Here is a 14,663-nt window from a genome sequence, read left to right as displayed (position 1 = left end):
GGTCGCCGCCCCAGCCCGCGAAGGTGACGTCGTGGACCCGCACGCCGGTCAGCGGGGCGTCGTAGTCGGCGAAGTCGGCTGCGAGATCGTGACCGGCGGCCTCGTCCAGGGTCTTCTTCCAGAAGGCGTCGAAGTCCGCCGGCTCGTCACGTTCCGGGCGGTACTCCCGCAGTTCCGGCAGTGGGAAGTCGAACAGGGCCATCTAGCTCTCCCGAGTGATGAGGTCGCCGATCGAGCACGCACAGCTCGATGCGCGCCCGGAGGACTGGACGCGCCGCGATCGCATGCTAGTCCGGGCCGCCTCCCCGGTCGATGTCCCCAGATATGCATTTTCGGGCGTTTTGTTGGAGACAGAGCGAGTGGACGTGCCGAGGTGGAGCCGGGTCAAGGCGATGAAAGCGGGCCGGGACGACGTGCCGAGGTAGAGCGCGGGCAACGTGACGGACGTGGAGGCGGGTGAACGAGTTCGAGGCGGAGCCGGGCGGATGTGGTGGAAGCGGAGCCGGGCGATGTGACAGACAGCGGGCGAGGTGAACGAGTCCGAGGCGGAGCCGGGTCAACACCGACGAGGTGGAGCCGGGCGAACGTGACAGAGGCGAAGGCTGGGGCAACGTGACAGGCGGCGGGCCCGGTATACCTGACACTTGATGTCAGCCATGCCCGGCACAGTGGGAGCACACCACTCCTCAAGGAGGCCACTGTGCCAAGCGCGAACGGCACCTTCGACATCACCGGCTGGGAGCCCGAGACCTACGACGAGCGCGAGGGCGCGACGCTCTCCCGTGTCCACGTCACCAAGACCTTTCACGGCGACCTGGAGGGCACCAGCACCACCGACATCCTCACCGCGATGACGCAGGTCGAGGGCTCAGCGGCCTACGTCGGCCTCGAACGCTTCACCGGGTCCCTGCACGGACGCAAGGGCACGTTGGTCCTGCAGCACAGCGCCACCGGGTCGCGCGGCGAGCAGACGCTGAGCTGGACCATCGTCCCGGACTCCGGCACCGGCGAGCTGCTCGAGGTCCGCGGCGGTGGCCGGATCACCGCCGAGAACGGCACCCACACCTACACCCTCGACTACGACCTGCCCTGACCACGGCCGCCGCGCCCTGTGACCATGTCCGGAGTAAGCCCTGATCAGCCCTTGGGCAGGTCTTACCTGGAGGGCCGATGCTCGTAACAGATGCCGGAAAGTGGGTCCCGTATCGGAAGATTGTGGACAACCGCTTCGTCGGCGACCAAGGGAGGAAGCCGATCCCTTGCTAGGCTGCAAGCATCTGTTAGGAACCCGGCGTTGTCTCATCCTCGGATGATGGGGCCGTTGAGAAGTGGGGTCACACCGTGAAGAAGCTGCTCGTTCTCGCGCTCGTCGCCCTCGGGGGGCTGCTCGTCTGGCGCAAGGTCCAGGCCGACCGCGCCGAGCTCGACCTGTGGACTGAGGCCACCGGCAGCGAGAACTGACCACCCCGGGCAGCCGAGCGGGTGCGCGAATGGTTCTGGATCCAGGCAGGGGCGCCGGCATGACCGACGCCTCGTCCATCAAACTCGCCTGCCTCGATCTGGCCGGCACCACGATCGGTGACATCGCCATGGTGGAGCGGGCGTTCGCCGACGCGATCGCGACGCAGGGCATCGTCCCCGGAACCGGTGCGTACGCGCGGGCCATGGTGCACGTGCACCGGTCCCGGGGCTGCCCGAAGATCGAGGTGTTCCGCGGCATCTTCCCCGGCAACGAGGCACAGGCCCAGGCGGCCAACCTCACGTTCGAACGCGCCTACGAGGACGCCATCGAGCGGGCTGGCCTCTTCCCCGTCCCCGGCACGGTCGAGGCCCTGGAGAAGCTCCGCGCCGCCGACGTGAAGATCTGCGTCATCACCGGCTTCAGCCGCGCCACCCTCAGCCGCGTGCTCAGCGTCGCCGGCTGGATGGACCAGATCGACCTGGCGCTCTGCCCCGAGGACACCGGCCGCGGCCGCCCCTGGCCCGACATGGTCCTCACCGCCGTGCTGCGCCTGCGCATCGACGACGTCCGCCAGGTCGCCGTCGTGGGTGACACCGAAAGCGACATGCTCTGCGGCAGCCGCGCGGGCGCCTCCATCGTGGCCGGAGTCCTGACCGGCGTCCACAGCCGCGAACGCCTCCTGCACGGCGGCGCCAACGTCATCCTCGACTCCATCGCCGACTTCCCCGGCCTCGTCCTCAACAGCGACGCCGCCAAGACCCCAGCAGCCACCTCCTCCCGGTAAGCTGTCCTCCGACAAGGGGCCTTAGCTCAGTTGGCAGAGCGCCTGCTTTGCAAGCAGGATGTCAGGAGTTCGAATCTCCTAGGCTCCACCAGCCAAAACGCCGCTTCCCGCACCAGGGAAAGCGGCGTTCGTGGCATTACCCCACGGGGGGACCAGACCCTAGGCCATCCGTCACCGTCGTCCCTCTTGCGCTCTGCCGCCACCCGGTCGTTTCGAGCAGGAAGCAGGAGTTCGAATCCCCTGGATCCATTGAGAGAAAGCCCAGGTCTGGGCGCATCTCTCGAACTGGGTGCCCACGATGCGAAGACTGCTCGCGCGCTCGCCGTCCAACTCCTGCGTGGGCAGGCCGAGTTGGGGCCTGGCACGGCCTAGTCGACGAATGCCGGGTCCATCCGTGGTCCATCCTCGCCACCGTGATCTACTGCTTCCAGCCCTGCAGGCCGGGCCAGAAGTCCGGCCACGAGCGGTCCTTTCCGCTGGGCGTGTGCAGCGCCGATTCGCCCGAGTGGGGAGGCAATTGCGCGGTTCAGCGCATGAAGGGTTTGAAGATGGAAACCACCTTCGTGGCAGCACGGTCGGCGTCCCCGTCCGCGATCGCCTCGACCAGTTCGTGGTGGTGGCGGTGTGCCGCGTCGTCGTCCTCGCTCTTCTCGTCGCGCATGTGGGCAGCGAAGATGTCGAGCATGCTGGAGTACAGCTTGACGTAGAGAGGGTTGTGGGTCGCTGCCACGATCGCGTGGTGCAGGGCGAGGTCCGCGCTCGCTCGCAGGTCGAGATCGTCGGTCGACCAGCTCGTTTCTCGACGGTCGCGCAGCTCGCGCAGCAGCTCGACGTCGGCGTCTGAGCGGTTCAATGCGGCCAGTGACGCTGCAGCGCTGTCAAGGGCAAGGCGCAGTTCCAGGTAGTGGCGACGGGTGCCACCGGCGAGCTGACGTTCGAGAGTGCCTGTCAGCTCAGAGCTGGAGATGACGAAGGTACCGCGGCCCTGCTCACGGCGCAGTAGGCCTGCGTGCACCAGCGACTGCAGCGCCTCGCGCACCGTGTTCCGGCCGATCCCGAACTCTGACACCAGTGCGGCCTCGCTCGGTATCCGCTCACCGACCGGCCAGCGTCCAGAGACCACCTCCTCGCGGAAGTGCTCGGCGGCCTGGTCGATGAGTCCCACTCGACGCATCGGCTGTCGCGTGCCAGACTCTTCGGAACTCATCCCATAATCCCATCATCTGCTGACCTTGCACGGGAGTATAACGTGACATCGCTCTCCCCACCGCTCGTTCCCTTGCACCGTGGGCGCCTGATCTTGTGGGCGTGGCTCGCCATCGCCTTGACAGCGGTCAACCTGCGAACGGCCGTGACCGGGTTCACCCCACTCCTGGAGATCATCGGCTCCGATCTCGGCTTCGGGGTGACGCTGTCCGGCCTGCTCGGCACTGTGCCGGCGGCGTCCTTCGGCATCTTCGGGTTTCTCGCCCCAGCGGTGACGAGGAAGTTCGGGCTCGAGCGCACGGCCACTGTGGCGCTGGGCCTGACGGCTCTGTCGCTCCTGATGCGCGCCTTGTCTCCAACGCCCTTGCTGCTGGTGCTTTCGACCGTGCTGGCCCTGGCCGGAATCGGAGCCGCGAACGTCGTCATCGTTCCGCTGGTGAAGGTCTGGTTCGCCGATCGACTGGCCCTGGGGACCTCGCTTTATCTGATCCTCCTGCAGACGGGTCAGTTCATCGCCCCGCTCCTCGCGGTCCCGGTAGCGGAAGCGGCGACGTGGCGGCTTTCGGTAGGTATCTGGGCGGGACCGGCTGCTGTGGCCGGCGTGGTCTGGCTCGTCCTGGCAGTCAAGCTGTCCGCCGATCACCACGCGCCCGCGGCCGTGACGGCGACCGATGCGAGACCGAGGATCAGTCGATCATCAACCGTCTGGGGCCTGGTGATCCTCTTCGCGATGCTGTCGCTGTCCAACTACGGGATCATCACCTGGGTCCCGGCAGTGCTCACCGACGCAGGAGGCAGCGCGGCACTGGGCGGCTCCATGGTCGCGCTCTACTCGGCATGGGGCATGCTCGCGGCCTTGGTGGTTCCGCACCTGGCCACGCGCATGACGAACCCGTTCATCGTGGTCGTCGGGTGCGCGATCTTCCTGGTAGCGGGGTATCTGGGCCTGCTTTTGTCCCCGCTCGACGGCACGCTGGTGTGGATGTGCGCGCTGGGAATCGGGGTGAGCACCTTCCCGCTCTGCATGACCCTCATCAACCGCCGAACCAAGAGCCCGCAGACGGCCTCTGCCGTGTCGGGCTTCGTCCAAGGCATCGGCTACGGGCTGGCGTGCTTCGGCCCGATCGGGTTGGGCGTTCTGCGTGAAGCGACCGGATCATGGTCGATCCCGATTCTGGTGCTCGCTGTGACCGCCATCCCAGGAGTGATCGCCGGTTGGTTCGCTTGCCGTCCTCGCTTCGTGGAGGACTCTGCGCCACGGCCGACGAAGCGCGACGCTGACCAGCGGCGCCCCTGACCGCCAGGCCAGCCCACGACGCGTGCTCGTCGCCGTCCCTATGCCGGCGACGGGCAGGGCGTGTTCTGTGCGGCCCGGACCGGCCGGACTCACGCGGCGACGCCAGCGTGCTGACCAGTGCGGACGGTCTCGACGGGGGCGGACGCGGTGGAGGCCGATGCCGCGCTGGCCCGTGGGCGGATCCTGCATGCGCGGTTTCTCAACGACCGCGACAGCGTGCGGCGCGGGATACCGTCGGCCGGATATCTGCGGTGGATGTGCACGGCCGCACCGGGGGCAGACTCCGACACTTCGGCGGGTATGTGACAGCGCGGTGGCCTCCGGCACGGGAACGCCGGCCGCCCACCGTACACAGCGCCAGCCGCACCGAACCGGGCAGACCAGGGGCGCGGTCGCGGCGAATCGCGACTGCGCTAGGACGTCGAGCTGTGGCTACGGCGATGCGGGCGGGCGGTTCAGGCGTGGGCGTGCATGGCGGCGATCAGCCAGGTGAAGGCGGGCATGGCGGACGGAGCGGGCTCACGCCCGTTGAGCACGGCCATCAAGTGCCAGTAGCGCTCGACTTGGGGATCGGCGATGGTCTCGAGCCACTGCTGCAGTTCGTCGCCCCGCTTGTCGGGCGGGATGATGAGATTCAGGACTGCGCGACCTTCGGTGGAGTTCGGTGGGATCGATTCGGTTATGGCTCGGCCGGCGTGCTGCAGAGTCAGTGACCGGAGCTCATAGCCGTAGCTTGATGCGACTGATGAGGCACTGCTCAGGGCGATCCGCCGGAGCCGTTGCCGGAAATTTTGGCTGTTGACCAGGTCGGCCAATTCGATCCAGGCGTCGATCTGGCGTGGCGTCGGATCGTCCGGCAGTTCATCGGGCAGCTCTCGCATCCACTTCGCGATAACCTGCGCGTCGTCATCCAGCGGGATCCCCGAAAATGTGTTCTCGATGAACTTGTCGATGATCTGCTGCCGCTGGGTGGCCGACAGGTGGGCGAGTTTGTGCGTCATCATCGTCTCCTCGGTCGTGCCGCCGCGCTCGGCGATCGTGCGGAGTACGGCGCGGCGAATTTTCAGAGCTCTGATCTCCGCGTCCAGTGCTTGGGCGTGTACCTCGGCCACCTGGGCCACCGTGGTCTGTCGCGCCAGGATCTTCTGGACGTCTTCCAGCCCGATACCGAGTTCGCGCAAGGCTCGTACCAGGTCGAATCGCGCGATGGCGGCGGCGTCGTACAGGCGGTACCCGCCGGCCGAACGGCCGGTCGGCACTATCAGGCCGCTGTCGGACCAGAAGCGGATCGTGTGCACCGAGAGCCCGGTACGCCGGGCGATCTGGCCTACGGTGTAGAGCTCTGTTCCGTCACTCACGAGAACGAGCCTGCACCTTCGAGCCGCTCGAGGCTCAAGCCGGAGGTCGTCTTCGGTCATGGACCGCCAACTGCGGCCGCCGATGAATCGCTTTCTGGCGGGCACCGGCATGCCGCATATTGGGTAGGGCGGTTTCGGGACGGAGGGGGAGGTCATGCGATGACGATGCTCGTCCACATCACCCCGCCGGAAGCCGTCGGTGGCACTGCGCGAAGTCCGGTTGTGACGTGTTCTCAGGTCAGGCGGATTCGCACAGCCTCCTGAGTTCGGCGGCGTCGGTGTTGATGTCCGCGATCACCTCGTTGGGGTCGCCGCCGGTCATACCGGTCAGGCGGAAGTTCAGTTCCTGGAATTCGGCGGCCAGCCGACTGATCGTCGCCCGCACCACCCCTTGCGCGTCGAGGCCCGCGCCCATCAGGTCGCGGTACGTCTGTTGCGCTGCGGCTGCCTGGCTGCTGCGGGTGGTCCCGGCGTTTCGCCCGTACGCGGTAAGCGCCGTCGTCGTCTCGTCGCAGCCGGCGGGCCGACCCGGTGACAGCAGCGGGGAGGGAACCCGGTCCGCTGCTGTGGGAGTTGGCGCTGGTGGCTTGGACTTCGGTGACGGAGTCGGGGTCGGCGGTTCGGGCTGGGTGGTGTCCGGGGCTGGTGACGGTGACCGCGGAGGTGGGGTGGTGACCACCGCCGACGGAGTCGGCGGAGGCGGAGGCGGGGGCGGCGGAGCCAGGTAGGCGACCAGCGTGACCACGGCGGCGGCCACACCCGCCAGAGCGCCCACCGCCGCCCAGTTCAGGCGTAAGCCCGTTCCTCCTCGTGCCTTCTGCGGCTGCGCCGGCCGGTTCTCCGTCATGTCCCTCATCGTGGCCGAGCCCGCCGAGTTGGGTCCAGGATGTCTCCAGTCGGCCTCTTGGACGGAAGTCGCCTGTCAGGGCAGGGGCGTTGAGGTGGCTTCGGCGGCCGGAGGAGCACTCGGTCACCGGTCTGGCCTTGTCCGCCGCTTGACCAGGACGAGGGTTAGGGTCGGGGCATGCCGTTGAGTGCTGGGGACGTCGAGCGGTTCGAAGCCTTCCGGGGGCGCCTGGAGGCCATCGCGTACCGGCTTCTCGGCTCCGCGGGGGAGGCCGAGGACGCCGTCCAGGAGACGTTCCTGCGCTGGCAGGGGGCCGATGCCGACCGTGTCGAGGTCCCGGAGGCCTGGCTGACGAAGGTTCTCACCAACCTGTGCCTCAACCAGCTCGCCTCCGCGCGGGCGCGTCGTGAGACGTATGTGGGCGCGTGGCTCCCCGAGCCGCTGCTCGCCGGAGACCCGATGCTCGGTCCGGCCGAGACCGCCGAGCAGCGCGAGTCGGTCTCGTACGCGGTCCTGACCCTCATGGAGCGCCTGTCGCCCAATGAGCGGGCGGTGTACGTGCTGCGGGAGGCCTTCGACTACCCGCACCGGGAGATCGCCCAGATCCTCGACATCACCGAGGCCGCCAGCCAGCAGATCTTCCACCGCGCGAAGAAGCACGTCGCGGACGGCAGGGTGCGCAGCGAGGTCGACGAGGCGGCCGCGCGGCGGATCGTCGAGGAGTTCCTGGCGGCCGCCACCAGCGGCCGGACGGAGCCGCTCGTGCGGCTGCTCACCGCGGACGCGATCGCGATCGGCGACGGCGGGGGGAAGGTCCCGGCGCGTGCCAAGGCGTTCGAGGGCGCCGTGGCGGTGGCGAAGTTCCTGTGGGGCCTGTTCAGACCTGGGAAGGCCAAGCGCGTCCTGGTGGGCGGCACGCCCGAGGTCTACGCCTGGACCGCCAACGGCGAGCCGGCCGTTGTGGTCGTCCTGGACGGCCGGGTCATCGGGATCATGTGCCTGGAGGTCACGGCCGAGGGCATCGCCGCGTTCCGCAATCAGGTCAACCCCGACAAGCTGGAACGCGCGACCGCGCTGTGGGCCGGCACCGAGCACGGGGAGCCGCTGTTCAACGCCTTTGTGTGAGGTGCTTCACATCGCGTTCCTGTCAGGAAACGGCGGGCTGCCCGGTTCAAGAGGCAAATCCGCTCAAGACAGGAGCAAGGAGATGCAGCATCGCATCGTCGTTCTCGGAGCCGGATACACCGGGGCCATCGCCGCCGGTCGTCTCGCCAAGCGGCTTCACCGCGAGGATGTCGCCATCACCCTGGTCAACGCCGAGCCGGACTTCGTGGAACGGGTTCGCAACCACCAGCTCGCGGTCGGCCAGGACCTCAAGCCCCGGCCGTTCACGGAGATGTTCGCGGGCACCGGTGTCGAACTGAGGTTCGCGCAGGTCACCGGGGTCGACGTCGATCGCAGGACCGTGGCGGTCACCGACGCGAACGGCGCCGGAGAGGTCGCCTATGACACTCTCGTCTACGCTCTCGGCAGCGGCTGGGACGTCCAGGGCGTTCCCGGAGCGGCCGAGCACGCCTACGAGATCACCGGCCGAGCCGGAGCGCTCCGGCTGCGCGAGCGCCTGGCCGGCCTCGACGCCGGGCGGACCGTGGTCGTCGTCGGCGGCGGGCTCACCGGCGTGGAGGCCGCCACCGAGATCGCCGAGGCTCGTCCGGACCTCGGCGTCGCCCTCGTCGCCCGTGGCGGCCTCGGTGACTGGCTCTCACGCAAGGGCCGTGCGCACCTGTGGAAGGTCTTCGGCGGGCTCGGCATCACGGTGCACGAGCACGCCGTGGTCACCGGCGTCGAGGCCGACCGCGTCGTCACCGCAGGTGGCGAGGCCATTGCGGCCGCGGTCACCGTGTGGACCGCGGGATTCGCGGTCCACCCGATCGCGAAGGCGACCGCTCTGCGGGTCACCGACTCCGGTCAGATCGTGGTCGACGGGACCATGCGCTCGGTGTCGCACCCGGACGTGTACGCCATCGGGGACGCGGCCATGGCGATGGGTCCCGGGGACAAGCCGCTGCGGATGTCGTGTGCTTCGGGGGTTCCGGCCGCGTGGCAGGCCGCCGACGCGATCGCGGCTCGCCTGACCGGTGGCAGGGTCCCGAACACGCCGATCCGCTACTTCAACCAGTGCATCTCGCTGGGCCGTAAGGAGGGTTTGATCCAGTACGTGACCGCCGACGACCGCGCCGTCCAGGCGGTGCTGACCGGACGGCTCGCCGCCGTGTACAAGGAGCTGGTCTGCAAGGGCGCCGCCTGGGGCGTCGCCAACCCGATGCTCAAGCTGCCGGCCCGGCGCCGCCGCGTCACGCGCGAGCACGCCGCGGAGGGCTCGGCGGTCAGGGCACCGGCGTAGAGACCTGAGTGGACCATGCCCTTGTGTACCGGACCGGCCTCGGCCTGCCGGGCGGGCGACACAGCCGACGAACGTCACCATGTCGCTCTGCGCATGGTTCTGCACGATCGGACGGATGGCGACACCGAGCCGCCCGCGCCTTCTCCAAAGGCGCAGGACGGCGGCCCGGCGAACCGCCGGAGGTGGGCCCGCAGCGAGGAGGGCCGGCGTCCCGGCCCTCCTGCTCGATCCGTCGCCGGTCGGCTCCGGGGCGGTTCACCTGCCGGTCAGACCACCGTGCTGGGGACGCCGTTGAGGGTGAAGGCGGTCGGTTCGGCGGTGTTGCCGGTGTGGTTCGCCTGGAAGCCGATGTCGATGGTGGCGCCGGGGGCGAGCGTGCCGTTGTAGTCGAGGTTGCGGGCGCTCACCTGGCCGCTGGAGGGCGAGTAGGTGGCGTTCCAGCCCGAGGTGATGGTCTGCCCGGAGGGCAGTGTGAAGGCCAGCGTCCAGCCGTTGATCGCCGAGCTGCCGGTGTTGGTGATGCTGATGCTCGCGGTGAATCCGTTGTTCCAGGTGCTCATCGTGTAGGCGACCCGGCTCGACCCCGTCCCGCCGCTGGGCGAAGGGCTGGGCGAAGGAGAGGGAGTGGGCGTCGGGGTGGGGGTCACGGTGGGCGTCGGGCTGGGCGAGGGGCCGCTCGTGCTGGTGACGAAGGTCATGATGCTCCGGGCGGGGAGCGTGACGGTGAGGGAGCCGTTCGACATGCTGGTGCTTCCCTGAGGCGCGACGGTCCGGCTCGCGTCGGTCAGCCAGGAGGAGACACTGGCCGCGTTGCTGTTCGCCACGCTGAACTGCTGGCTCACCGCGGAGGTGTTCTTGTTGATGGCGACGATGACGACCGTGGAGCCACTGCGGTACGCCGAGACGTAGACGTTCGAGGCGGGGTTCGCCGTGGCGTCGATCCGCACGTATCCGGGGCGGACGAACCTGGAGTAGTGCGCCATCATGGCGCCGCGCTTGCTGACCTGGCCGTCCTCCCGCATGGGGCCGTAGCTTCGCCGGATGGTCCACCAGACGTAGGTCTGGAACTCGGCCTCGACCATGGAGCGGTGGATGTGCTCCCCCACGTCGAGCGCCTGGGGCCAGAGGTCCCCCGAATCGCTGCTGTTGGGGTAGTAGACCTCGGTCATCCAGAGCTCTTTGCCCGCGCCCTTCTGCTTGAACAGGGGGTAGGGGAAGTTCGAGTACGGCGTGCCGTACAGGTGTGCGCCGATGATGTCCACGTTGGCGAGCGCCGTGGCGTCGTTGAGGATCGGGTCCGACATGGACTTCACGTACTGGAAGGACTCGGGCGCCATGACCCTGGTGCTGATCGAGCCGGCGTTCTCCCGCAGGAAGCGCACGATCTCGGCGCTGGTCCACCACGTCCAGTCATGCGCGTAATCGGGCTCGTTCTGTACTGATATGGCGTACAGGTTCACCCCGTTGTTCCGCATGTAGGTGGTGAAGTCGTTCAGGTGCTGGGCGTAGGCGGCGTACGAGCTGGCCCTGAGGCGCTTGGCGTTGGTCTGGCTGCCGCGGGTGAAGGTCTCGATCATGCTCGCGGGGGGATTCCACGGGGAGGCGAAGACGGTCACCCCCAGCTCGGCCGCGCGCTTCGCCGTCGCGAGGTCGCGGCTCCAGTCCGACTGGTTCTCGTTGACCGGGATCCGCAGGATGGAGAAGCCGAGCCGGCCCTCGCCGGTGCCGAACGCCGTCTCCCGCTGGGCGGCCGTCAGGTCGCCGATCCAGAGGGCGTGGGCCATGCCGCCGAAACCCTTGATCGTCTGCCGCTGCGCCGAGGGGTCGATGACCGCCGTCGCGGCCGCGGCGCTCGATGCGCCGAGAACCGAGGTCGCGGCCGTGATGACCGGCACGGCTCCGATCGTCGTCAGGACGTTTCTCCGGCTCAGCACTCTCCGCTCGCCGCTCGCGGGCTCGTTCTGATCGTGCGTCATGGCTCCTCCTGCCGTTGGTGCTGCTCCGCGCCTTTTCCGGCCCGCCGGCTGGTCGCTCCCGGTCTGCGATATCGCTCCTGGGATGGACGCCGGTCGTGTCGTCGGAAAATTTTTCACCGTTCGACCGCTGATTTGTGAGCGTTAACATCACCTCGCGCGAGGCCCTCATGCGAGCGCGACGGGATGCGGACCGCTCACATGGCCGCGCCGAGGAGTGTGACGCTCCAGCGGAGTGTGGTTCCGCCCCTCGGCGGGGCGCAAGCGCGAGGCGGGCGCGCAGGCCGGTGAACTGTGCGAATGCCTCGCCGGACCGTGAAATTTTCAGCTCCGAATATGCGCACCGCACCGGAGTCGCGTCCCGGCTTTCCGGGAAGGATGCCCGACGCACCACCGACGCGGCCGCGAAAGCGGGCGCGGCCTATGGCAGAGCGCGCCATTCCGGATATGACCGGCATGGCGTGCCGGAGCGGATTCGCGGGCCCGTGAACTTCGTTCGACTCCGTTTCGCTGTTACGACCCGAAGGAGAAGACGCATGTCCCAGGAGCTTCCGTTCGTCATCGACCCGTCCGGTGTCGACCGGCACGGGGAATATCAGGCGCTACGGGCTCGTGGCGCGGCCACCCAGGTGGACATCCTCGGCCTGCGGGCCTGGGCGGTCAGCGACCCGGCCCTGCTCAAGACGCTGCTCACCAGCCCTGATATCTCCAAGGACGGCCGGGCGCACTATCCGGACTTCCAGCAGACGGCCGGCACGTGGCCGCTCGCGCTGTGGATCGCGGTGGAGAGCATGTTCACCGCGTACGGCGCCGACCACCGCAGATTACGCCGGCTGGTCGCTCCCGCCTTCGGCGCACGCCGCATCGCCGCGCTGAGGCCGACCATCCGGTCGATGGTCACCGAGTTGATCGACGACCTCGCCCGGGTTCCCGACGGCCAGGTGGTGGACCTGCGCGAGCGGCTGGCCTTCCCGCTGCCCATCGCCGTGATCGGCCACCTGATGGGCGTGCCGCAGGACCAGAGGGAGGGGTTCCGGGAGATCGTCGACCGGGTCTTCGACAGTACGCTCACGCCCGAGCAGGCCCAGGCCAACACCGCCCGCCTGTACGAGCGCATCGACGAACTGATCGACATCAAGCGCGGCGCCCCGGGCGACGACATGACCTCCTTCCTCATCTCGGCACGCGACGAGGAGTCGGACGGCGCCGGCTTCACCGATCAGGAGCTGCGCGACACGCTCGGTCTGATGATCAATGCCGGGTACGAGACGACCGTCAACGTCATCGACCAGGCCATCGTCGCGATGCTGACCTCTCCCGGCCAGCTGCGGCTCGTCCGCGGTGGCGAGGCCACCTGGGATGACGTGGTGGAGGAGACCCTCCGCCATGAGCCCGCCGTCAAGTATCTGCCGCTGCGCTTCGCCATCACCGACGTCCGGCTGCCCGACGGGCGGATCATCCGCGCGGGAGAGCCCATTCTCGCCGCGTACGCGGCCGCCAACCGCCATCCGGAGTGGCACGGGCCGGACGCCGACACCTTCGACGTCACCCGCCGGGTCAAGGATCATCTGGCGTTCGGGTACGGCGTGCACTTCTGCCTCGGCGCTCCCCTGGCCCGGCTTGAGGTCGCGGAGGCCCTGAGTCAGCTCTTCGAGCGGTTCCCCGCCATGTCACTCGCGGTACCGGCCGACGCGCTGCGGCCGATTCCCACCCTCATCAGCAACGGCCACCAGGAGCTTCCCGTGTACCTGCGCGCCGTCGGGTAACGCTGCCGGGGAGCCGGGGAGAAAGGCTGCGGGCTCCTCGGCTCCCGGTCACTTCATCGGCGTGACGTCGATGCGGCCGTTGTCGCAGACGTTCGCCGTGAAGGGGATCTCCAGGTGGGCGACCTCGTCCGGTGGGATGATCATGAGACGGGCCGCGGCCGGGCAGGTCTTCTCCCCGGCCGCCGGCACCACGGTCCAGTGCAGGCGTGCCCGTGCCTGGTGTCCCGGGCGCAGGGTCACGCGGTGCGGGGTGATCTTCTCCCTGCGGGTCCTGGTGCGCAGGACGTCGCCGTTGCCGTCGATCATGACCAGGCCGACGAAGCCGTAGACCCAGCACGTCTTGGCCGAGGTGTTGGTGAACACCAGTGGCGCGTTGCGCTGACCGGCTCCGGGGTCGACGCGTCCGATGCTCGCCTTGAGCTGGGTGGTGCGACAGCGTGGGGAAGCGGCGGCGTCCGAGGACGCCTGGGCCGGGGCGCCGGCTCCGGCGACCGCGGCGAGCAGGGCGACGGCCGAGACAAGGGTTGTCCGAATTTTCACATCACATTGGATGCTCGCCAGCAGCAAGTTGTTCGAACCGATTTGGGATGTTTGTCGCGGTCGTCCGATGTCGCGTGCTGTCGTGCACGAGACGGTGTCGAGTCCGGGAAGGTGACCCCCGGTCTGCCCGCGCGGAACGGTTCGAACGTCATGGACGGAGCCCCTCGCCGGCCGTCGGACGGCCTCGGCGAGGGGCTCCGCGACTCCCTGGGAGCCTGCGGTGGTCAGAACCGGCTCAGACGCGGGTCCACTTCTGGTTGGATCCGCCCCAGCAGGAGTAGATCTGCACCTTGGTGCCGTTGGCGGTGCCCGCGTTGCTGACGTCCAGGCACTTGTTCGCGCCGACCGCGGTGATGGTGCCGTCGGAGTTGAAGCGCCACTTCTGGTTGTTCTGCCCGTTGCAGTCCCAGATGATCACCGCGGTGCCGTCGGCGGTGCCGGCCGCGTTGACGTCCAGGCACTTGTTGCCGTAGACCCGCAGTTCACTCGCGCTGGTCAGCGTCCACCTCTGGTTGGTCTGGCCGTTGCAGTCCCAGATCTGCGCCGCGGCGCCGTTGGTCTGGGACATACCGGTGACGTCCAGGCACCGGCCCGACGCCACGCCCCGGATCGTGTTCCCCGTGCCGGCGGTCGGGGACGGCGAGGGCGAGGGCGAGGGGTTCGGGTTGGTCGAGCCGAACTGGGTGAAGAACTTCCAGACTTCGCCGGGGACCCAGGTGAGGGAGCCGCTGTCGCCGGTGGCGCCGTCGCGGGGTGCGGCGATGTGGCCTTCGTCGAAGGCGGCCCAGACGACGGGGTAGCCGGAGCGGCATCCGGAGTAGGTGGTGACGCGGTGGGTCAGGCTGCCCTGGGTGGGTTCGGGGGGGTTCTGGGCGGTGCAGCCGTTGTTGGCGACGAAGCGGTCGCGCATGGAGCGTCCGCCGGAGATGTTCAGGACGCCGTCGCGGAGGCCGTGGATGCCCATGTAGGCGATGGGCTGGGTGCCGCCGCTGCAGCCGCTGAGGACGCCGCCGGACTGGACGGCGA

Annotated in this window: 14 protein-coding genes and 1 tRNA gene; 8 read left to right on the top strand and 7 right to left on the bottom strand. The window is 68.7% G+C overall.

The features are described 5' to 3' along the window. On the bottom strand, positions 1-202 hold a 202-nt coding region (locus IEY93_RS38740), incomplete at its 3' end, for an acetylxylan esterase (protein WP_229691603.1). 498 nt (positions 203-700) lie between these two features. Between IEY93_RS38740 and IEY93_RS30400 the strand changes: the two genes are divergently transcribed. From IEY93_RS30400 to IEY93_RS30390, 4 genes are all read left to right on the top strand, one after another. Next, positions 701-1,093, top strand: a complete 393-nt coding sequence (locus tag IEY93_RS30400; protein ID WP_189166596.1) for a DUF3224 domain-containing protein — start codon at positions 701-703, stop codon at positions 1,091-1,093. Between the two features lie 248 nt (positions 1,094-1,341). Further along, positions 1,342-1,461: a DLW-39 family protein gene (locus IEY93_RS38735; RefSeq protein WP_211264163.1), complete on the top strand. Its 120-nt coding sequence runs from the start codon at positions 1,342-1,344 to the stop codon at positions 1,459-1,461. Between the two features lie 59 nt (positions 1,462-1,520). Continuing rightward, entirely contained in the window at positions 1,521-2,246 is a 726-nt protein-coding gene (locus IEY93_RS30395; protein ID WP_229691602.1) for an HAD-IA family hydrolase, read from the top strand. A gap of 15 nt (positions 2,247-2,261) precedes the next feature. Beyond that, positions 2,262-2,337: transfer RNA gene (locus tag IEY93_RS30390), tRNA-Ala, on the top strand. A gap of 435 nt (positions 2,338-2,772) precedes the next feature. Here the strand turns inward: IEY93_RS30390 and IEY93_RS30385 are convergent. Beyond that, positions 2,773-3,411 (bottom strand): FadR/GntR family transcriptional regulator, encoded by a 639-nt coding sequence (locus IEY93_RS30385; RefSeq protein WP_275411999.1) that lies wholly within the window; start codon positions 3,409-3,411, stop codon positions 2,773-2,775. Positions 3,412-3,495: 84 nt separating this feature from the next. Here IEY93_RS30385 and IEY93_RS30380 point away from each other — a divergent pair, with 84 nt between their 5' ends. Continuing rightward, entirely contained in the window at positions 3,496-4,749 is a 1,254-nt protein-coding gene (locus tag IEY93_RS30380; RefSeq protein ID WP_189166594.1) for an MFS transporter, read from the top strand. Positions 4,750-5,204: 455 nt separating this feature from the next. On the opposite strand, the gene IEY93_RS30375 is transcribed toward IEY93_RS30380, so the two are convergent. Both IEY93_RS30375 and IEY93_RS30370 read right to left on the bottom strand, forming a co-directional pair. Then, positions 5,205-6,107 carry a helix-turn-helix domain-containing protein gene (locus IEY93_RS30375; protein ID WP_189166593.1) on the bottom strand — a complete coding sequence of 301 codons (903 nt, stop codon included), beginning with the start codon at positions 6,105-6,107 and terminating at the stop codon, positions 5,205-5,207. 238 nt (positions 6,108-6,345) lie between these two features. Further along, positions 6,346-6,522, bottom strand: a complete 177-nt coding sequence (locus tag IEY93_RS30370; RefSeq protein ID WP_189166592.1) for a hypothetical protein — start codon at positions 6,520-6,522, stop codon at positions 6,346-6,348. Positions 6,523-7,131: 609 nt separating this feature from the next. Here IEY93_RS30370 and IEY93_RS30365 point away from each other — a divergent pair. Both IEY93_RS30365 and IEY93_RS30360 read left to right on the top strand, forming a co-directional pair. Then, positions 7,132-8,079 carry an RNA polymerase sigma-70 factor gene (locus tag IEY93_RS30365; RefSeq protein ID WP_189166591.1) on the top strand — a complete coding sequence of 316 codons (948 nt, stop codon included), beginning with the start codon at positions 7,132-7,134 and terminating at the stop codon, positions 8,077-8,079. An 82-nt stretch (positions 8,080-8,161) separates the two neighbouring features. Continuing rightward, positions 8,162-9,358 carry an NAD(P)/FAD-dependent oxidoreductase gene (locus IEY93_RS30360; protein WP_189166590.1) on the top strand — a complete coding sequence of 399 codons (1,197 nt, stop codon included), beginning with the start codon at positions 8,162-8,164 and terminating at the stop codon, positions 9,356-9,358. Between the two features lie 266 nt (positions 9,359-9,624). Here IEY93_RS30360 and xynC read toward each other — a convergent pair whose 3' ends face one another. Beyond that, positions 9,625-11,334 (bottom strand): glucuronoarabinoxylan endo-1,4-beta-xylanase XynC, encoded by a 1,710-nt coding sequence (gene xynC, locus IEY93_RS30355; RefSeq protein WP_189166589.1) that lies wholly within the window; start codon positions 11,332-11,334, stop codon positions 9,625-9,627. A gap of 533 nt (positions 11,335-11,867) precedes the next feature. Between xynC and IEY93_RS30350 the strand changes: the two genes are divergently transcribed. Beyond that, positions 11,868-13,097, top strand: coding sequence for a cytochrome P450 family protein (locus tag IEY93_RS30350; RefSeq protein ID WP_189166588.1), 1,230 nt, complete (start codon positions 11,868-11,870; stop codon positions 13,095-13,097). 48 nt (positions 13,098-13,145) lie between these two features. On the opposite strand, the gene IEY93_RS30345 is transcribed toward IEY93_RS30350, so the two are convergent. Together IEY93_RS30345 and IEY93_RS30340 are read right to left on the bottom strand one after the other, a co-directional pair. Then, entirely contained in the window at positions 13,146-13,637 is a 492-nt protein-coding gene (locus IEY93_RS30345) for a DUF4232 domain-containing protein (RefSeq protein WP_189166587.1), read from the bottom strand. A 235-nt stretch (positions 13,638-13,872) separates the two neighbouring features. Further along, positions 13,873-14,663, bottom strand: a 791-nt coding sequence (locus tag IEY93_RS30340) for an RICIN domain-containing protein (RefSeq protein ID WP_189166586.1), incomplete at its 5' end; no start/stop codon positions are given.

It is taken from the genome of Sphaerisporangium melleum, assembly GCF_014646695.1.
GTDB classification, from domain to species: domain Bacteria; phylum Actinomycetota; class Actinomycetes; order Streptosporangiales; family Streptosporangiaceae; genus Sphaerisporangium; species Sphaerisporangium melleum.
Note: the sequence above shows the minus strand (reverse complement) of the source record. Positions and strands in the feature narration are given on the sequence as shown.

Excerpts from the sequence above, each read along its gene's own strand:
- IEY93_RS30395 (WP_229691602.1), top strand. The coding sequence starts at position 1,521 with ATGACCGACGCCTCGTCCATCAAACTCGCCTGCCTCGATCTGGCCGGC.
- IEY93_RS30370 (WP_189166592.1), bottom strand. The coding sequence starts at position 6,522 with ATGGGCGCGGGCCTCGACGCGCAAGGGGTGGTGCGGGCGACGATCAGT.
- IEY93_RS30365 (WP_189166591.1), top strand. The coding sequence starts at position 7,132 with ATGCCGTTGAGTGCTGGGGACGTCGAGCGGTTCGAAGCCTTCCGGGGG.
- IEY93_RS30360 (WP_189166590.1), top strand. The coding sequence starts at position 8,162 with ATGCAGCATCGCATCGTCGTTCTCGGAGCCGGATACACCGGGGCCATC.
- xynC (WP_189166589.1), bottom strand. The coding sequence starts at position 11,334 with ATGACGCACGATCAGAACGAGCCCGCGAGCGGCGAGCGGAGAGTGCTG.
- IEY93_RS30350 (WP_189166588.1), top strand. The coding sequence starts at position 11,868 with ATGTCCCAGGAGCTTCCGTTCGTCATCGACCCGTCCGGTGTCGACCGG.